This window comes from Micromonospora sp. Mcm103 (genome assembly GCF_024519755.1).
Lineage (GTDB): Bacteria > Actinomycetota > Actinomycetes > Mycobacteriales > Micromonosporaceae > Micromonospora > Micromonospora aurantiaca.
On the sequence record NZ_JALJRJ010000005.1, the window covers coordinates 26,395 to 43,676 of the forward strand.

17 protein-coding genes are annotated in these 17,282 nt (G+C 74.5%); 7 read left to right on the plus strand and 10 right to left on the minus strand.

Annotated elements, in window-relative coordinates; translation table 11 throughout:
* Window positions 1-49 precede the first annotated feature (49 nt).
* A complete protein-coding gene (locus OC439_RS09095; protein WP_194801382.1) occupies window positions 50-787 on the plus strand; it encodes a DUF4142 domain-containing protein in 738 nt (245 codons plus the stop codon).
* A 13-nt stretch (window positions 788-800) separates the two neighbouring features.
* On the opposite strand, the gene OC439_RS09100 is transcribed toward OC439_RS09095, so the two are convergent.
* From OC439_RS09100 to tsaB, 4 genes are read right to left on the minus strand one after another with little or no spacing between them, the layout of a single operon-like run.
* Window positions 801-1,055 carry a hypothetical protein gene (locus tag OC439_RS09100; RefSeq protein ID WP_091426737.1) on the minus strand — a complete coding sequence of 85 codons (255 nt, stop codon included), beginning with the start codon at window positions 1,053-1,055 and terminating at the stop codon, window positions 801-803.
* A 17-nt stretch (window positions 1,056-1,072) separates the two neighbouring features.
* Complete coding sequence (tsaD, locus tag OC439_RS09105) at window positions 1,073-2,119, minus strand: tRNA (adenosine(37)-N6)-threonylcarbamoyltransferase complex transferase subunit TsaD (RefSeq protein WP_262013052.1); 1,047 nt, start codon at window positions 2,117-2,119, stop codon at window positions 1,073-1,075.
* Window positions 2,120-2,124: 5 nt separating this feature from the next.
* Complete coding sequence (rimI, locus tag OC439_RS09110; protein ID WP_262013053.1) at window positions 2,125-2,568, minus strand: ribosomal protein S18-alanine N-acetyltransferase; 444 nt, start codon at window positions 2,566-2,568, stop codon at window positions 2,125-2,127.
* Entirely contained in the window at window positions 2,565-3,242 is a 678-nt protein-coding gene (gene tsaB, locus OC439_RS09115; RefSeq protein ID WP_262013054.1) for a tRNA (adenosine(37)-N6)-threonylcarbamoyltransferase complex dimerization subunit type 1 TsaB, read from the minus strand. Before tsaB ends, rimI begins: the two co-directional genes overlap by 4 nt.
* Before the next feature lie 171 nt (window positions 3,243-3,413).
* Here tsaB and OC439_RS09120 point away from each other — a divergent pair, with 171 nt between their 5' ends.
* Complete coding sequence (locus tag OC439_RS09120; RefSeq protein ID WP_262013055.1) at window positions 3,414-4,139, plus strand: helix-turn-helix domain-containing protein; 726 nt, start codon at window positions 3,414-3,416, stop codon at window positions 4,137-4,139.
* Here OC439_RS09120 and ung read toward each other — a convergent pair.
* Complete coding sequence (gene ung, locus OC439_RS09125; protein ID WP_262013056.1) at window positions 4,128-4,826, minus strand: uracil-DNA glycosylase; 699 nt, start codon at window positions 4,824-4,826, stop codon at window positions 4,128-4,130. The genes OC439_RS09120 and ung overlap by 12 nt on opposite strands.
* Window positions 4,827-5,007: 181 nt before the next feature.
* Between ung and OC439_RS09130 the strand changes: the two genes are divergently transcribed.
* Complete coding sequence (locus OC439_RS09130; RefSeq protein ID WP_262013057.1) at window positions 5,008-6,390, plus strand: lipase family protein; 1,383 nt, start codon at window positions 5,008-5,010, stop codon at window positions 6,388-6,390.
* Here the strand turns inward: OC439_RS09130 and tsaE are convergent.
* The 4 genes from tsaE to OC439_RS09150 all read right to left on the minus strand — a co-directional run bounded on the left by tsaE (window position 6,387) and on the right by OC439_RS09150 (window position 10,621).
* The gene (gene tsaE / locus OC439_RS09135) at window positions 6,387-6,869 is read right to left on the minus strand and encodes a tRNA (adenosine(37)-N6)-threonylcarbamoyltransferase complex ATPase subunit type 1 TsaE (RefSeq protein ID WP_194801390.1); all 483 of its coding nucleotides are present in this window, start codon (window positions 6,867-6,869) and stop codon (window positions 6,387-6,389) included. The two genes, OC439_RS09130 and tsaE, sit on opposite strands and share 4 nt — an antisense overlap.
* Window positions 6,866-7,951 (minus strand): alpha/beta fold hydrolase, encoded by a 1,086-nt coding sequence (locus OC439_RS09140; protein ID WP_262013058.1) that lies wholly within the window; start codon window positions 7,949-7,951, stop codon window positions 6,866-6,868. Before OC439_RS09140 ends, tsaE begins: the two co-directional genes overlap by 4 nt.
* Window positions 7,948-9,066, minus strand: a complete 1,119-nt coding sequence (alr, locus tag OC439_RS09145; protein ID WP_262013059.1) for an alanine racemase — start codon at window positions 9,064-9,066, stop codon at window positions 7,948-7,950. Before alr ends, OC439_RS09140 begins: the two co-directional genes overlap by 4 nt.
* An 85-nt stretch (window positions 9,067-9,151) precedes the next feature.
* The gene (locus tag OC439_RS09150) at window positions 9,152-10,621 is read right to left on the minus strand and encodes an NAD(P)H-hydrate dehydratase (RefSeq protein WP_262013060.1); all 1,470 of its coding nucleotides are present in this window, start codon (window positions 10,619-10,621) and stop codon (window positions 9,152-9,154) included.
* A gap of 216 nt (window positions 10,622-10,837) precedes the next feature.
* On the opposite strand from OC439_RS09150, the gene OC439_RS09155 reads away from it, so the two are divergent.
* A complete protein-coding gene (locus OC439_RS09155; RefSeq protein ID WP_262013061.1) occupies window positions 10,838-11,140 on the plus strand; it encodes a type VII secretion target in 303 nt (100 codons plus the stop codon).
* A complete protein-coding gene (locus OC439_RS09160; protein WP_262013062.1) occupies window positions 11,137-12,756 on the plus strand; it encodes an alpha/beta hydrolase family protein in 1,620 nt (539 codons plus the stop codon). Before OC439_RS09155 ends, OC439_RS09160 begins: the two co-directional genes overlap by 4 nt.
* A 119-nt stretch (window positions 12,757-12,875) precedes the next feature.
* Here OC439_RS09160 and glmS read toward each other — a convergent pair whose 3' ends face one another.
* A complete protein-coding gene (gene glmS / locus OC439_RS09165; RefSeq protein ID WP_135242042.1) occupies window positions 12,876-14,789 on the minus strand; it encodes a glutamine--fructose-6-phosphate transaminase (isomerizing) in 1,914 nt (637 codons plus the stop codon).
* A gap of 272 nt (window positions 14,790-15,061) precedes the next feature.
* On the opposite strand from glmS, the gene OC439_RS09170 reads away from it, so the two are divergent.
* Both OC439_RS09170 and OC439_RS09175 read left to right on the plus strand, forming a co-directional pair.
* Window positions 15,062-16,033, plus strand: coding sequence for an MmpS family transport accessory protein (locus OC439_RS09170; protein WP_262013063.1), 972 nt, complete (start codon window positions 15,062-15,064; stop codon window positions 16,031-16,033).
* Window positions 16,034-16,064: 31 nt separating this feature from the next.
* Window positions 16,065-17,249 carry a pyridoxal phosphate-dependent aminotransferase gene (locus OC439_RS09175; RefSeq protein ID WP_262013064.1) on the plus strand — a complete coding sequence of 395 codons (1,185 nt, stop codon included), beginning with the start codon at window positions 16,065-16,067 and terminating at the stop codon, window positions 17,247-17,249.
* Window positions 17,250-17,282: the final 33 nt, after the last annotated feature.

The window sequence follows — 17,282 nt, forward strand, 5'->3', positions numbered from 1 at the left end:
GCCGTCCACGACCCCGCGTACCGGTCCGGACCGAGGAGGCACCGCAACCATGGCATCGCTGGAATCCGCACGCCGCAAGCTGGCGCACCGGGTGGTACTGCTGCTCGCCGCGCTGGGCGCGGGGATCGGCGTCGTTCCCGGGACGGCGCAGGCCGCACCCAACCCCGGCGTGCAGATGAACGCCGCCGACATGACGCTGCTCAACGGCGTACGGCTGGCCGGGCTGTGGGAGATGCCGGCCGGGCAGATGGCGGCCGAGAAGGGCCAGTCCGCCCGGGTACGCGAGGTCGGCGCGGAGATCGCCAAGCAGCACGCGGAGCTGGACCAGCTGGTGGTCGAGGCGGCCAACAAGCTCGGCGCCACCCTGCCGACCGATCCGACGGCCGAGCAGAAGGGGTGGCTGACCGAGATGCAGAACGCCACCGGCGCACGGTTCGACCAGATCTTCGTCACCCGGCTGCGGGTCGCCCACGGCAAGATCTTCCCGGTGATCGGCGCGGTCCGGGCCAGCACCCGCGACCCGATCGTGCGCAAGCTGGCCGAGGACGCCAACACCTTCGTCAACGACCACATGACCATGCTGGAGAGCACCGGGCTGGTGCGCTGGCAGCAGTTGCCGCCGGCCGCGCTGCCGCCCGCGCAGAGCGACTCGCTCGTCGCCGCCGCCCAGGCCAACGTGGGCAGCGGCGGTGGACTCCAGGTGGGCACCGGCGTGGTGTGGGCGGTGTTCCTGATCGCGCTCGGCACCGGCGGGTACGCGACCTGGCGGCTGACCCGCCGCTCCTAGCGAAGCAGCGGCGTCAGCGGTCGACCTGGGTGAAGTCCCAGCTGTGCGGCGGGCGGGCGATCAGCCGGGCCGGCGGTTCGGGCAGTTCCCGGGGGTTGTTCCGCCACTTGGAGATGACCACCAGCCGGTGGTCGGTGGAGGAGAACACCTCGCTGGAGACATGCATCGGGTCGTGCTCGAACTCGGGCAGCGCGGTCTCGCAGACCCAGGTGATCAGGTCGGCGAAGCCGTACGGCTCGGCCTTCGCCTCCCACATCCGGACGATCATGTCGGTCTCCTCCCCGCTCACACGCTGACCACTGTCAGCGGCATCGCCGAGTCGGCCGGCAGGTCCAGCCGGCTCGGCGCGACGCCCGCGGCCACCAGGTGGGAGCCGAGCGCGGCCACCATCGCGCCGTTGTCCGTGCAGAGCTTCGGCCGGGGCGTACGCACCCGGATGCCGTGCCTGCCGGCCCGCTGCTCGGCCATCGCCCGCAGCCGGGAGTTGGCCGCCACACCGCCGCCGATGACAAGCGTGTCGATGCCGCTGGTGCGGCAGGCGTCGATCGCCTTGCCGACCAGCACGTCGCAGACCGCCTCCTGGAAGGACGCGGCCACATCGGCGACCGGCACCGGCTCACCGGCCCGCTGCCGTGACTCCACCCAGCGGGCCACAGCCGTCTTCAGGCCGGAGAAGGAGAAGTCGTACCGGTGCCCGGCCAGGTCCTTCGCGGCGGTCAGCCCGCGCGGGAAGGCGATCGACGCCGGGTCACCGGCGCGCGCCTCGCGGTCGATGTACGGCCCGCCGGGGAACGGCAGCCCGAGCAGCCGGGCCACCTTGTCGAACGCCTCGCCGGCCGCGTCGTCGATGGTGGCGCCGAGCGGTACGACGTCGCGTGCGAGGTCGTCGACGCGCAGCAGCGAGGAGTGCCCGCCGGAGACCAGCAGCGCGATGGCGGGCTCGGGCAGCGGGCCGTGTTCGAGCGTGTCCACAGCGACGTGCGCGGCGAGGTGGTTCACGCCGTACACCGGCTTCTCCGCCGCCACCGCGTACCCCTTGGCGGCGGCGACCCCGACGAGCAGCGCGCCGGCCAGGCCCGGCCCGGAGGTCACGGCGATGGCGTCGATGTCGGCGAGGGTGACGCCCGCCTCGCGCAGCGCCCGGTCCATGGTCGGCACGATGGCCTCCAGGTGGGCGCGGCTGGCCACCTCGGGCACCACACCGCCGAACCGGGCGTGCTCCTCGACGCTGGAGGCGAGCGCGTCGGCGAGCAGCGTGTGCCCGCGCACGATGCCCACGCCGGTCTCGTCGCAGGAGGTCTCGATGCCGAGGATCAGGGGTTCGTCAGCCATGCGCGTCAGTCCTCGTTGCGCTGCATGACCAGCGCGTCGGTGTTGCTCGGTTGGTAGTAGCCGCGCCGTACGCCGATCGGCTCGAACCCGTAGCCGGCGTAGAGCCGTTGCGCGGGCGCGTTGTCCGCGGCGACCTCCAGCAGCGTGCTGCGGGCGCCGCGCCGGGCCGCCTCGGCGAGCAGCGCCTCCAGCAGCAGCCGGCCGATCCCCCGGCGGTGGGCGTCCCGGCGCACCGCGACGTTCTGCACCCACGCCTCGTCGGGCGGGGACACGGCCAGCCCGGCGTAGCCGAGCACGGCGCCGTCGTCGTCGGTGGCGACCAGGTAGAAGTGCCCGTTGGCGAGTTCGTTCCAGAACATCGCCGCCGACCACTGCTCGGCGCCGAAGAGGTCCGCCTCGATGGGCAGCACCTGGTCGATGTGCCACCAGCGGAACCGGCCCAGCCTCATGGCAGGACCGGCTTGTGGCCGGTGGCCGCGACCGCGTCCGGGCGGCGCAGGTAGAGCGGGGTCAGCGTCTCGCCGGGCGCGCCCGCGCGGATCCGCGGCGCGGCGAGCCGGGCCAGCGCCAGCGGGTCCGGGTAGCGCGGCTCGTCGCGGACCGGCAGCCCCAGCACGTCCGCGTACCGGTGCGCGCCGTCGCCGACCGCGACGGTGACCGCCAGGTCGCGCGCCCGCTCGGCGGCCACCGCCGGGGCCGCCACCTCCGGGCCGACCAGGCGCTGGCCGGCGCCGTCGTAGACGGCCCAGTAGATCTCCCGGCGCCGCGCGTCGCTCGCCGCCAGCACCGGCTCGCCGGCGGCCGCCGGGTGGCCGAGCCCGTCCAGCGAGCAGACACCGTACGTCGGTACGCCGAGCACCTGACCCATGGCGGCGGCGGTGACCAGCCCGACGCGCAGCCCGGTGAACGGACCCGGGCCGAGGCCGGCGACGATCGCGGCCAGGTCGGCTGGGCGCACGCCGACATCCGCCAGCACGGCGTCGACCTGCGGCGCGAGCAGCTCGCCGTGGGCGCGGGCGTCGACTGTGCACCGGGACGCGCGGACCGCGACGCCGTCCGCCGAGACCTCGGCAAGGGCCGCGGTCACCGCGGGCGTCGAGGAGTCCACCACGAGTACGAGCACGGTAAGCCAGCCTAGCCGTCCGCCCCGCCCGTGCCCGGCACGCCCTCACCGCTCGCCCACTCACGGTGCGTAGCGCCCGAACTAAAGAGAAGAGGTGAGTGCCTTATGCCTCTGGGTCATAAATATGACTCAGAGGCATAAGACTTAGAAGAGGACTGCCATTCTCCGGAGATGACGGAGAGTCGCCTCGTTCGAGAGATCGCCGGCACCCTGCGGCGTGAACGCGAACAAGCAGGCCTCACCCAGCAGGCGCTGGCCGCTCGGTCCGGGCTCAGTCAGGCGGCCATCGCCCGGATCGAACGCGGCGACCGGCTGCCGAGCCTGACCACCGCGGAACGCCTGCTCGCCGCGCTCGGCCGGCAACTGCGGATCGAGGTCGAGCCGCTGGACAGTCACCTGGACGCCGCGCTGGACGAGATGGCCGGGACGGTGCTTGCCGAGCGGCTCGAAGTTCTCCGGCTGGATCGGATCATGGAGGCCCTGGGCGACCTGCCGTACGTGCTGTCGGGCGGCACGGCGGCGCTGCTGCAGGGCGCGCCGCTGCCGGTGGACGCGGTCGAGATCGCGGTGCGCTGGCGGGACTCGCCGCAGTTCAGCGCGCTCCTCGATCGGATCTACGCGCAGCGCTGGAACGCCCGATGGCAGGAGTGGGGCGGCATCCACACGGAGCCCGAGGAGCCGGGCGAGCACCGTTGGCTCACCCGCTACGGCGAACTGCGGGCCCGGATGTGCGAGGAACTGCCCGATCCCATCGAGGTCCGCCTCGGTGAAGGTACGTACCCGGTCGAGCCGCTGGTCGAGGTGGAGGTGACCGACCGGCGCACGGCCGAGCTGCTGTCCCGGTACCGCCGGCGCCTCGCCGCGGCGGGCGAGGCGCCGGACGGGTCAGCCGGCTGAGCGTTCCCAGTCGATGGTGGGCAGCCCCGCGTCGGCCAGCGCCTTGTTCGCGGCGCTGAACGGGCGGCTGCCGAGGAAACCGCGCGGGTTCATCGGGCTCGGGTGCCCGGCCTCCAGCACCACGTGCTGCGGGTTGGTCACCAGCGCCGCCTTCTTGCGCGCGTAGCCGCCCCAGAGCAGGAAGACCACGCGCTGGTCGAGCGCGTCGAGCGCCCGGATGGTGGCGTCGGTGAACTCCTCCCAGCCCTTGTTGGCGTGCGAACCGGGCGTGGCCTGCCGGACCGTCAGCACCGAGTTGAGCAGCAGGACACCCTGCGCGGCCCAGCCGTCGAGGTTGCCGCTGCGCGGCTTCGGCACGCCCAGGTCCTCGCCCAGCTCCTTGAAGACGTTGCGCAGCGACGGCGGCACCGCCACCCCCTCGCGCACGCTGAAGCTCAGCCCGTGCGCCTGGCCCGCCTTGTGGTACGGGTCCTGCCCGAGGATCAGCACCCGGGTGTCGGCCGGCCCGCACAGCCGGTAGGCGGAGAAGAGGTCCTCCAGCGGCGGGAAGACAGTGGCGGTCGCGTACTCCCGGGTGACGAACTCGGCCAGCGCCGCGGTGCGGTCCGGGTCCAGGTGGGGGGTGAGCACGGCACGCCAGGCCTCCGGCAGCAGCGCCGGCAGGTCCAGGGTGGGGGCGTCGGGCATCGGCAACCTCTCCTCGTCGGTCGCCACCTTCTTACCAGCCGCGACCGACACTCCCGGTCGGCGGCGGGGCCGGGTACTGGACGAGAAAAGTTACCGGAGCGTAACCTACTGGCAAGTTACTTACGCCACACCGTCACTGCTAGCTTGCATCCACCACCATCGATGCTCGCTAGGAGTGCCCGTGAGCAGGAGAAACACCCGTCCCCGCACGCCCTCCGCCGCCCCCTCCCCCCGCCGCGCGGTCGGCCTCCGGATGCTGGCCGTCGCCGTGGCGGCAGCCACCTACCTGGCCGGATCCGGCGCAGCCGCAGCCGCCGACGGCACCACGCCGGTGGTCTCCCGCGGCGTGACGATCCCCGCCTTCTACCACCCGCCCGCCGACCTGCCCGCCACCAACGGCACGCTGATCCGTACCGAGCCGCTGCCGCTCGGGCTGAGCATCCCCGGGCTCGACGGCCGCCCGATGCCCGGCACCGCCACCCGCCTGATGTACAGGTCCACCGACTCCAACGGCCGGGCCGTCGGCGTGACCGGCGCCTACATCGAACCGTCGGCGGCGTGGCGGGGCACCGGACCGCGCCCGCTGGTCGCCGTCGCCTCCGGCACCATGGGGCAGGGCGACCAGTGCGCGCCCTCGTTCGCCCTGCAACACCCGCTCACCCTCACCGGCGACACCCTGTCCGTCGGCTACGAGGCCCTGGCGATCTACCGCCTGCTCGCCACCGGCGCCGCGGTGGTCGTCACCGACTACGTCGGGCTGGGCGCGACAGACCGGCTGCACACGTACGTCAACCGCCTCGACGAGGGACGCGCCCTGCTCGACGCGGCCCGCGCCGCCCGCACGGTGCCGGGAGCATCGGTGACCGCACAGTCCCGGGTCGGCCTGTACGGCTACAGCCAGGGTGGCGGCGCCAGCGCCGCCGCCGCCGAACTCCAGCCCACCTACGCGCCGGACGTGCCGCTCGCAGGAACCTACGTCGGCGCGCCGCCGGCCGACCTGACGGCCGTCATCGGCGGCATCGACGGCAGCGCGCTGGCCGGGGCGCTGGGCTGGTCGCTCAACGGCTTCGCCCAGTCCGACCCGGCGGTGCGGGACGTCATCGAGGCGAACATCAACGACGCCGGCCGGGCGGCGCTCGCCGACACCTCGACCATGTGCGTCGGTGACGCCATCCTCCGGTACGCGTTCACCAAGAGCAGCAGGTGGATCACCGGCGGACGGTCCCTCACCGCCGTCATCGCCGCCGCGCCCGAGGCCCAGGCCGTCCTCGACCGGCAGCGCATCGGCACGCTCAAGCCCGCCGGCCCGGTACGCGTGGCAACAGGCGTCCAGGACGACATCGTGCCCCACCGGCAGGCCCGCCAACTGGCGGTCGACTGGTGCCGCAAGGGCGCCAACGTGACCTACCAGGCCGTCAGCCTGCCCAACCTCGGCGACAAGCTCCTCACCAACCACCTGGCGCCGCTCATCACCGATCAGGGCGACGCGGTGGCCTGGCTGACCGACCGGCTCGCGGGGCGCACCGCCTACTCCAACTGCTGGACGATGCCCCTTCAGCCCTAGGACAGTTCGGCGACCCGGGCGGCCCAGTCGCCGCCGACCGGCTCCAGCGTGACCGCCCGGGTGTCGTCGTCGCGGCGGTCGATGCGTACCCGCAGGTGCGCGTCGACCAGCTGCTCGACCATCCCCTCGCCCCACTCCACCACGGTGACCGCCTCGTCCACCGAGGCGTCCAGGTCGAGGTCGTCGATCTCCGCGCGCGGGTCGGCGGCCTCACCCAGGCGGTACGCGTCGGCGTGCACGAGCGTCACCCGGCCGCCCCGCGCCGGGTCGGGCCGGTGCACCCGGGCGATGACGAAGGTGGGCGAGGTGATGTCCCCGCGTACGCCGAGACCGGCGCCGATGCCCTGGGTCAGCGCGGTCTTGCCGGCCCCGAGCGGGCCGCTGAGCAGCAGCAGGTCACCGGCGCGCAGCACACCGGCAAGCCGCCGCCCGAACTCGTGGGTGTCGTCGACCGTCTTCAGCTCCACGATCACCGTCATAGCGAATCCAGGAACCTCTCCAGCGCCGCGTTCACCTCGTCGGCGTGCTCCAGCATCACCACGTGCCCGCTGTCGTCGATCTTCACGAACTCGGCGTGCGGCAGCCGCCGGACGATCTCCTCGGAGTGCGTCACCGGCGTGATCATGTCCTTGTCCCCCACGATCACCAGCACCGGCGTGCCGGCCAGCGCCGCCAGCGCCGGGAACCGGGAGTGGGTGGCGATCGTGCGCAGGTAGCGGGTGACCGTGTCGGCCGAGGTGCGCGAGTTCATCATCTCGACGTACGACACCAGGGCCGGGCTCGGCTTCGACGTGCCGAAGCCGTACTTGCGGGTGAGCAGCCAGGCCACGTTCGAGGTCGACCGGCGCGCCCGGTCGATCACGGTGCCGCCGTACCGGGTGGCGTTGCTCATCATGTAGAGCACCGGCGAGCCGACGCGGCCGAGCAGCGCGGGCGCCACCAGCTTGGTCTCCGCCGCCAGGCCGCCCGAGGTCGCCATCAGCACGGTGCCGACCACCCGGTCACCGAACATCTCCGGGTACAGCTCGGCCAGCGCCATGATCGTCATGCCGCCCATCGAGTGCCCGACCAGCACCAGCGGACCCTCCGGGGCCACCTCGTCGAGCACCCGGCGCAGCGTGTGGCCCAGCGCGGTCAGGTCGTACTCGCCGCTCTCCAGCCGGCCGGAGCGGCCGTGCCCCGGCTGGTCGTACGCGACCACCCGGTAGTCGCCGCGCTCGGCGAGCCGCTTGCGCTGGAAGTGGAACGTGCCCATGTCCAGGCAGAACCCGTGCACCAGCACCACCGTCGGGTGCCCGGCGACCGGACGGGTCGGCTCGACCACCTCCACGTGGATGTCGGTGCCGTCCGGCATCTCCAGCCGGTACGCCTCGTCGTAGCGCTGCTCGCCGAAGATCTCGTCGGCGTACCTGTCGGTGGGGTCGTTCTTGAGCCGGCGGACCAGGACCCGCTCGCTCACCACGCCCGCCGCGAGCCCGGCGGCAGCCACACCGACGGCGGCGCCGACCAGCCCGGCGACCTTGCCGGCGGCGGTACGCGGACGCGGCAACCGGACACTCATGCGCGCTCACCGTCGTAGACGCGGGGCACACGCACGCCGCCGAAGCGGGTCACGATCTCGTAGTTGATGGTGCCGACCGCCTCGGCCCAGTCGTCGGCGGTGGGCTCGCCGTCCGCGCCACTGCCGAACAACGTCACCACGTCGCCGGCGGCCACCTCGTCGTCGCCGCAGTCGACCACGAACTGGTCCATGCAGACGCGCCCGGAGATGGTCCGGCGCTTGCCGGCGAGGTGCACCGGGCCGGTGTTGGAGGCGTGCCGGGGCACCCCGTCGGCGTAGCCGAGCGGCACCACCGCGAGGTTGGCCTCCTGCCCGGTCAGGTAGGTGTGCCCGTACGAGACGCCGGTGCCGGCCGCGACGCGCTTGGTGAGCATCACCCGGGCGCGGGCGGTCATGGCGGGACGCAGGCCGAACTGCTCACCCGCGACCGGCGACAGGCCGTAGACGGCGATGCCGGGCCGGACCAGGTCGAAGTGGGTGTCCGGCCGGGTCAGCGTAGCGGCCGAGTTGGCCAGGTGCCGGTAGCGCGGACGCAGCCCGGCGCGCGCCACCATCTCCAGCCCTTCGTGGAACACGGCGAGCTGGCGGTCGGTGGTGGGGTGGCCGGGCGAGTCGGCGTACACGAAGTGGCTCCACACGCCGACCACCTCGACCAGGCCGTCGGCCTGGGCCTTCGCGGCGGCCTCCAGCAGCGTCGGCCAGTCGGCGACGGTGGCGCCGCCCCGGGCCAGCCCGGTGTCGATCTTGAGGTGCAGCCGGGCCGCGCGGTCCGCCCGGCGGCTCGCCTCGATCATCTCGTCGAGCTGGGGGAGGCTGGCGCAGCCGAGGTCGACGCCGACGGTGATCCCGTCGTGCAGCGGCAGGCCGGGGTCGAGCAGCCAGGCCAGCACCGGCGCGGTGATGCCCGCCTCACGCAGCCGCAACGCCTCGTCCAGCGTGCAGACGCCTAGCTGGTCCGCCCCCGCGTCGAGCGCCGCCCGGGCGGCGGGCACCATGCCGTGGCCGTAGCCGTCGCCCTTGACCACCGCCATCAGCTCGGCGCTGGTGCCGGCCTTGAGCCGGGTCACGTTCTCCCGGATCGCGTCCAGGTCGACGCGCACCTCCGACTGCCACATGTCCTCAGCCTACTTCCGTCAGTGATCATCAGCGCCGTGAGCCGTCCGGGCGGTGCCCGTCGCCACCCGGACGTCGCCGCCCGGATCAGCCCAGCCGGGCCAGTACCGGACGCAACGCCGCCGCCACGTCGGGCGCGGTCACCGGACCGCCGCGCGCCGCCTCCCGGCCGGCCAACCCGTGCAGGTACGCCGCCGCGGCCGCCGCCCGCTCCGGCGCGAGCCCGGCGGCGAGCAGCGAGCCCAGCAGCCCGGCCAGCACGTCGCCGGTGCCGCCGGTGGCGAGCACCGGGGTGCCGGTCGGGTTCACGTACGCGCGGCCGTCCGGCGTGCCGATGATCGTGCGGTCGCCCTTGAGCAGCACCACCGCGTTCATCCAGGCGGCCAGCCGCAGCGCGGCGGCGACCCGGTCCTCCCCCGGCATCTCGCCACAGAGCCGGGCGTACTCCCGGTCGTGCGGCGTCACCACGATCGGCGCGTCCCGGCCGCGCAGCCGATCGGCCAGCTTGCCGTCGACGAGCAGCGTCAGCGCGTCCGCGTCGAGCACCACCGGCACCGGCGCGGCCAGCACCGCGCGCAGCTCGGCGGCGGAGTCCTCGCCGGTGCCGAGCCCGGAGCCGCAGACCCACGCCTGCACCCGGCCCGCGTCGGCGACCCGGCCGGTGGCGATCACCGACGGGTGCTGGTGCAGCACCTCGCCCTTGGCGCTCCCGGCGTAGCGGACGAGGCCGGTGGGGCCGGCGAGCGCCCCGGCGACAGAGAGCACCGCGGCGCCCGGGTAGGTGGCCGATCCGGTGGCCACGCCGACCACACCCCTGCTGTACTTCTCCGACGACGCGCCCAGCGCCGGCCACCACTCGACGACGTCCGCCTGCTCGATCACCTGGAGCGCCGGTGTGCCGCGCAGCCACGGCGTCAGCCCGATGTCGACCAGCTCGACCTCGCCGGCCAGCTCGGCGGCCGGGCCGACGACCAGTGCGGGCTTGAGCGCGCCGAAGGCCACAGTCACGTCGGCGCGGACCGCCCGGGGCCGCCCTGCATCGGTGAGCGGGACGTGGCCGGTGTCGACAGCGACGCCGCTCGGCACGTCGACCGCGACCACAGTGGCGGGCGTGCCGTCGCGCCCGCGTTGCCCGGTCAGGCTCGCGGCCAGTTGCTCGGCCGTCTCGCGGAGCCCTCCGGTGCCGCCGATGCCCACGATGCCGTCGAGCACCAGGTCGACCACCGCGGGCGGACGGTCGGCCACGCGCCCGCCGGCGGCGCGCAGCGCGGCCAGGCCCTCGGCGTGCGCCCGGCCCGGCGTGAGGAGCAGCGCGGTCACCGCCGCGCCCCGGCGGGCCAGGTGCGCGCCCGCGAAGAGGGCGTCGCCGCCGTTGTCGCCGGACCCGGCGAGCACGAGCACCCGGGCGCCGTAGACGCCGCCCCGGTCGGCGAGCAGCAACGCGCAGCGGCGGGCCAGCCCGGCCGCGGCCCGCTGCATGAGCGCACCGGGCGGGAGGGTGGCCATCAGGCCCGCCTCCGCCGCGCGAACGTCCGCGACCCGCCACACCTGTCTCATGCCACCCCGCCCCGCTCGTCGCGCCGGCTCAGCTTCCGCTCGCGGCTCCCCCGATCACGGCCTCACCCTACCGGCGGTACGCGCCCCGGACCGGTCGGCGGACAAGCCCTGTGGACAACCCGGCACGTTGTCCACAGGGGTCGGCGACCACCGCGGGGTGCCGCCTAGCGTCCCGGTGTCCGGAGCCGGCCGGTGGCGCCGGGCGAGGGAGGGCACGTGGTGGAGAAACCGTTCGACGTCGATCCGGAGCTGCTGCGATCGGTGGCGCGCGAGCTGGCCGACGATGCGTACCGGCTGGCTCGCGGGCCGGGCGCGGCGCCGGAGTCGTTGCTGGTGGCGGCGCCGGACGGCTGGCGATCCGCGATGGCGCTTACCGAATTGGAGTCCGCCGTACGGCGCTGGTCCGGCGCGCTCGGCGCCCGGGTGGCCGACACCGCTCAGGCGTTGCGCCGTGGCGCGGACGGCTACGAGGCGGTCGACGAACGCGCCGCCCGCCGCCTCACCGGGGTGCTCCGGTGAACGGCGGGAGTGCCGACGCCGCCGCGCCGGTCGGCTACGCGCAGCTCTGGCGCGCCGACCCGGGCGCCTGGTCCACCGCCGGGGCGGCGTGGCGGGGCCTCACCACGCCGGTACGGCAGCGCGCCGACGCGTTTACCGCCCGGATCGGCACGCTTCGCCCCGGGTGGTCGGGTGCCGCCGCGACGGCGGCGCAACGGCGGATCGGGGACCTGCGCACCGACCTCACCGACGTGCTTCCCGCCCTGGTCGAGGTCGACCAGGTGCTCGCCGAGTTCGGCGCCCGGCTGGGCGCGGCGAAGGCCCGGCTCGGCGCCGAGGTGGCCCGCGCCGAGTCGGGTGGCCTGCTCGTCGACCGCACCGGAGCGGTCCGGCCCGACCCGGCGCGGCCGGTGGCACAGGCCGGACCGGCGGTGGTCCACGCGCGGGCCGGCATCCGGGGTGCGCTGACGCTCGCCGGCGCCGCCGACCGGGAGGCGGCCGGCCGGCTGGCGGAACTGGCCACCGCTGCGGTACGCGGCTGGGTGAGCGTGCCGCCCGCGTACCGGCCCGGGCCCGGCGCCGGGCCGACCGAGGTGAGCCGCTGGTGGGCCGGTCTGAGCGCGGCCGAGCGGCGCTGGCTGGTCGGGCGGGAACCGGGCCGGATCGGGCGCCTCGACGGCGTACCGGCAGCCGCCCGGGACCAGGCCAACCGGCTGCTGCTCGGTGACCGGCGGGAGCGGTTGCTCGTACGGCGGCTCGCCCTGCTGCACCCGCTTCCGGCCGGGCCGTTGGAGGCGTCCCGCCGGGTCCGGCTCGCCGCTGTCGAGGCGGCGCTACGCGGGTTGGACGGGCTCACCGAGCGGCTGGCCGCGGGCGGGGCGCCCCGGGCGTACCTGCTGGGGCTCGACCCGGCCGGCGACGGCCGGGCGGTGGTGGCGCTCGGCAACCCGGACCGCGCCGCCTCGGTGCTCACGTACGTCCCGGGCATGACCTCGGATCTCGCCGACGCGCCGGCCGAGCTGGGCCGCGCGGCCCGGGTGTTGCAGCGCTGCGCGGCGCTCGGACCGGGCGAGGAGGCGGCGGCGGTGCTCTGGCTGGACTACGACGCGCCGGACTTCCTCAACGAGGCGGCCGGCACCCGGCAGGCCGAGGACGCCGGCCCGGCGCTGCACCGGTTCCAGGACGGGCTGCGGGCCGCGCACGAGGGCCCGCCGGCCCGGCAGACGGTGCTCGGGCACAGCTACGGCTCGCTCGTGGTCGGCGCCGCCGCCCGCGACCACGGGTTGAGCGCCGACGCGCTGGTCTTCGTCGGTTCGCCGGGGGTCGGCGTGGACCACGCCGCCGAGCTGCGGATGCCCGCCGGTCAGGTCTGGTCGTCGACCGCGCCGGACGACGTGATCCGGCTGGCACGTCCACCGGAGGAGTTGGCCCGCCGCGCGCTGCTCGCGGGTACGCCGCTCGGTCCGGCGCTCGCCGTGCTCGACGGGCCCGGCGAGCGGCTCTGGTTCGGCGCCGACCCGAGCGCGCCGGGCTTCGGCGGCCGGCGCTTCCCGAGCGCCCCGCACGGCCACACCGGCTACTGGGACCCGGACAACCCGGCGCTGGACGGCATGGCCCGGATCGTGCTGGGCCGATGACCACCCGCGGCCCTTCGGGCGACCGCCTGCGGCCCTCCGGCGGCCGTCCGCGAGGCCGGCCGGAGACGACGCGGTCCCTCCACCCGTCGTGCGGGCGGAGGGACCGTGGACGAGATCGGCTACTCGACGGTGACGGACTTGGCCAGGTTCCGGGGCTGGTCGACGTCGTGCCCGCGGGCGGCGGCGATCTCGGCGGCCAGCACCTGCAACGGCACCGTGGTCACCAGCGGCGCCAGCAGCGTCGGCGTACGCGGCACGTAGATCAGGTGGTCGGCGTAGCGGACCACCGCCTGGTCGCCCTCCTCGGCGATCACGATGGTGCGGGCGCCGCGCGCGCGTACCTCCTGGATGTTGGAGACGACCTTGTCGTGCAGCATGCCCCGGCCGACCGGGGAGGGCACGATGCAGATCACCGGCGTGCCCTGGTCGATAAGCGAGATCGGGCCGTGCTTCAGCTCGCCGGCGGCGAAGCCCTCGGCGTGCATGTACGCCAGTTCCTTGAGCTTCAGCGCGCCCTCCAGCGCCACCGGGTAGCCCACGTGCCGGCCGATGAACAGCACCGTCGGCTCGGACTTCAACTCGCGGCCCAGCTCGCGGACCGGCTCGATCCGGTCCAGCAGCTCCCGCAGCTTGCCCGGCATCTCCTGGAGCTGGGCCACCACCGCGCCCACCTCGTCGGCGAACTTGATGCCGCGCACCTGGGCCAGGTGCAGGCCGATCAGGTAGCAGGCGACGACCTGGGTGAGGAACGCCTTGGTGGAGGCGACAGCGATCTCCGGGCCGCCGTGGGTGTAGAGCACCGCGTCGGACTCGCGCGGGATGGTCGAGCCGTTGGTGTTGCAGATCGCCAGCACGCGGGCCTTCTGCTCCTTGGCGTGACGCAGCGCCATCAGCGTGTCCATCGTCTCGCCGGACTGCGAGATCACCACGATCAGCGTGGAGCGGTCCAGCACCGGGTCGCGGTAACGGAACTCGCTGGCCAGCTCCACCTCGCAGGGGATGCGGGTCCAGTGCTCGATGGCGTACTTGGCGACCAGGCCGGCGTGGTACGAGGTGCCGCAGGCGACGATGAAGATCTTGTCGACGTCGCGGAGGTCCTGCTCGCTGAGGCGGACCTCGTCGAGGGCGATCTCGCCGGTCTCGGTGAGCCGGCCCAGCAGCGTGTCGGCGATGGCCTGCGGCTGCTCCTCGATCTCCTTGAGCATGAACCAGTCGTAGCCGCCCTTCTCGGCGGCCGACGAGTCCCAGTCGATGTGGAAGTCGGTGCCGCTGGCCGGCTGACCGTGGAAGTCGGTGATGTCGATGCTGTCCGGGGTGATCAGGACGATCTGGTCCTGCCCCAGCTCGACCGCGTCCCGGGTGTGCTCGATGAACGCGGCGACGTCGCTGGCCAGGTAGTTCTCGCCGTCGCCCCGGCCGACCACGAGCGGCGAGTTGCGCCGGGCGCCGACCACCGCGCCGGGGATGCCGGCGTCGACGGCGAGCAGCGTGAACGCGCCCTCCAGGCGCCCGCAGACCACGCGCATGGCGGCGGCGAGGAGCTGCGGGCTGTCGGTCTCACCGGCCGAGCGCAGGTCGGCCAGCGCGCGGGCGATCAGGTGCGCGGCGCACTCGGTGTCGGTGTCGCTGGCGAACTCGACACCCTCGTCCTCCAGCTCGGCGCGGAGCTTCGCGAAGTTCTCGATGATGCCGTTGTGGATCACCGCGACGCGGCCGTCCGGGGAGAGGTGCGGGTGGGCGTTGCGGTCGGTCGGGCCGCCGTGCGTGGCCCAGCGGGTGTGGCCGATCCCGGTGGTGCCGTCGCCGATGCCGATCGGGCTGGCGGCGCAGTCCTCGGGGTTGTCGGCCGCGCGCTCGGAGAGGACCTTCTCCAGGTTCGCGAGCTTGCCGGCCTTCTTCTCGGTCAGCAGTTCGTCCTCGCAGACCACGGCGACACCGGCCGAGTCGTAGCCGCGGTATTCGAGACGCCGCAGTCCGTCAAGCACGATGCCGAGCGCCGGGCGCGCACCGGCGTAACCCACGATTCCACACATGGTCCGCAGCCTAACCGAGTTTCGCTCATCGTGCGTGCTCGGAAGGGCGGTTAACGATCACTGAATTTGAGCGAACCGAGCGTCGGGGATGCGATTACCGGACAAAGCATCATCCAGGTCGTTCCGCCCGTCCGGACCGGTTCGGGACGCCGGGCGCGGACCGCCGGCCGGGGCCGCACGGCTGGTCGCCACCGCCTACATTGAGGCCGGGCGCCGTCCCCCGGCCCCACCGTTCCGCGGTCGTCCGCGCCGTACCCCTGTGAGCTGAGCCCATGTCCGAGACGACCCCCTCCCCCGAACCGGCCCCCGGACCGGCCGACCCGACCGCCGCGCCGGCCACGCCGCAGCCCTCCTCCTGGACGCCGCCGGACCCGCTTGCCGCCCCGCAGCCGTGGACGCCGCCCGAGCCCTGGTCGCCGCCGCCCGCTCCGAGCCCCTGGGCGGCCACCGGCCCGGAGAGCGCGTCCGCCGGGACCGGTCCGGCCATGCCACCGAGCGGTACGGGACGGCCGGTGGGCGAACCGGGGTGGGCGGCTCCGGCCGACCCGGCCGCCACGCCGCGCCCACCCGTCCCACCGGCCTCCGGCGACCCGCACCACCCGGGTACGCCCGGATGGCCGTCCCAGCCCGGCGTCCCCGGCTTCCCGGCACAGCCGGCCTGGACACCGGGCGCCTACCCGCCCGGCCCCTACAAAGCCGGGTCCCACCCACCCGGCCCCTACCCGCCGCCGTACGCGTATCCGGGCATGCCGCCGCGCCGCGGTGGCGGCGGCTGGGTGGCCGGCCTGGTGATCGGCCTCGTCACCGTCCTGGCGATCATCGTCTGCGGCTGCGTCGGGCTGTCCTTCCTCGGCCGGGGCCTGGACGACGGGACGGCCTCCGGCGACCGGTACGACGAGCCGTTCTACGGCGAGCCCGACGGGTGGGCCGACGAGCCGACCGCGCCCCCGGCCCGGCCGGCCACCACCCCGTCCGGCGGGCCCGGCAAGTTCACCGTGCTGTACGAGGTGACAGCCACCGACGGCGAGGCCGAGGTGCAGTTCTACGACGCGGACGCCAACTTCCACCAGCCCGGCGCCGTGGACACGCCCTGGCGGCTGAGCTTCACGGCGAACGACCGCGAGCGGGTGCAGATCATCGCCAGCCCCGTCGGGTCCGGCGACGTGACCTGCCGGATCACCGTCAACGGCAAGGTCGTCTCCAAGGACTCGGGCGAGTACGGCGCGACCTGCTTCGGCTGGTGAGCACTCGGCGGCGGGCCGTAGGCTGGCCGCCGTGACGACGACCGATCCCCTGGTGGCCCGGATGCGGCCGTTCGGCACCACCGTCTTCGCCGAGATGTCCGCGCTGGCCGTGCGTACCGGCGCGGTCAACCTCGGGCAGGGCTTCCCGGACACCGACGGCCCGCCGGAGATGCTCGCCGCCGCGGCCGAGGCGCTGCGTACCGGCCACAACCAGTACCCGCCCGGCCCCGGCATCCCCGCGCTGCGCGCCGCCGTCGCCGAGCACCAGCGCCGGTTCTGGGGCCTGGAGTACGACCCGGACGGCGAGATCGTGGTGACCGCCGGGGCGACCGAGGCGATCGCGGCGAGCATCCTCGCGCTGTGCGAGCCGGGTGACGAGGTGATCTGCTTCGAGCCGTACTACGACTCGTATGCCGCCTCGATCGCGCTGGCCGGGGCGGTCCGCCGCCCGGTGACGCTGCGGCCCGGGCCCGACGGCAGGTACGCCTTCGACCCGGACGAGCTGCGCGCCGCGTTCGGGCCGCGTACCCGGCTGGTGCTGCTGAACTCGCCGCACAACCCGACCGGCAAGGTCTTCACCGCCGACGAACTGACGACGGTGGCCGAGCTGTGCCGGGAACACGACGTGTACGCGGTCACCGACGAGGTCTACGAGCACCTGGTGTTCACCGACGCCGCCGCGCCGCACGTACCGCCGGCCACGCTGCCGGGGATGTGGGAGCGGACGCTGCGCATCTCGTCGGCCGGCAAGACGTTCTCCTGCACCGGCTGGAAGGTCGGCTGGGTGAGCGGCCCCGCGCCGCTGGTGGCGGCGGTGCTGCGGGTGAAGCAGTTCCTGACGTTCGTCAACGCCGGGCCGCTGCAACCGGCGGTGGCGGTGGCGCTCGGGCTGCCGGACGCGTACTTCACCGGGTTCCGGGACGACATGCAACGTCGCCGGGACCAGCTCGCCGCCGGGCTGGCCGACGCCGGGTTCGGTGTGCTCCCGCCGGAGGGCACCTACTTCGTGACCGCCGACGTCACGCCGCTGCGCGGCCGGGACGGGGTGGAGTTCTGCCGGTCGCTGCCGGAGCGCTGCGGCGTGGTGGCGGTGCCGACGCAGGTGTTCTACGACGACGTGGAGGCCGGTCGGCGGCTGATCCGGTTCGCGTTCTGCAAGCGGCCGGAGGTGCTGGCCGAGGCGGTGACCCGGCTGCGTGGTCTGCGCGGAGACTGAACCGCCCGCTGGAGGGAGGTCCCCCAGCGGGCG

Excerpts from the sequence above, each read along its gene's own strand:
- OC439_RS09095 (WP_194801382.1), top strand. The coding sequence starts at position 50 with ATGGCATCGCTGGAATCCGCACGCCGCAAGCTGGCGCACCGGGTGGTA.
- OC439_RS09100 (WP_091426737.1), bottom strand. The coding sequence starts at position 1,055 with ATGATCGTCCGGATGTGGGAGGCGAAGGCCGAGCCGTACGGCTTCGCC.
- tsaD (WP_262013052.1), bottom strand. The coding sequence starts at position 2,119 with ATGGCTGACGAACCCCTGATCCTCGGCATCGAGACCTCCTGCGACGAG.
- rimI (WP_262013053.1), bottom strand. The coding sequence starts at position 2,568 with ATGAGGCTGGGCCGGTTCCGCTGGTGGCACATCGACCAGGTGCTGCCC.
- OC439_RS09120 (WP_262013055.1), top strand. The coding sequence starts at position 3,414 with ATGACGGAGAGTCGCCTCGTTCGAGAGATCGCCGGCACCCTGCGGCGT.
- ung (WP_262013056.1), bottom strand. The coding sequence starts at position 4,826 with ATGCCCGACGCCCCCACCCTGGACCTGCCGGCGCTGCTGCCGGAGGCC.
- tsaE (WP_194801390.1), bottom strand. The coding sequence starts at position 6,869 with ATGACGGTGATCGTGGAGCTGAAGACGGTCGACGACACCCACGAGTTC.
- OC439_RS09140 (WP_262013058.1), bottom strand. The coding sequence starts at position 7,951 with ATGAGTGTCCGGTTGCCGCGTCCGCGTACCGCCGCCGGCAAGGTCGCC.
- alr (WP_262013059.1), bottom strand. The coding sequence starts at position 9,066 with ATGTGGCAGTCGGAGGTGCGCGTCGACCTGGACGCGATCCGGGAGAAC.
- OC439_RS09150 (WP_262013060.1), bottom strand. The coding sequence starts at position 10,621 with ATGAGACAGGTGTGGCGGGTCGCGGACGTTCGCGCGGCGGAGGCGGGC.
- glmS (WP_135242042.1), bottom strand. The coding sequence starts at position 14,789 with ATGTGTGGAATCGTGGGTTACGCCGGTGCGCGCCCGGCGCTCGGCATC.
- OC439_RS09170 (WP_262013063.1), top strand. The coding sequence starts at position 15,062 with ATGTCCGAGACGACCCCCTCCCCCGAACCGGCCCCCGGACCGGCCGAC.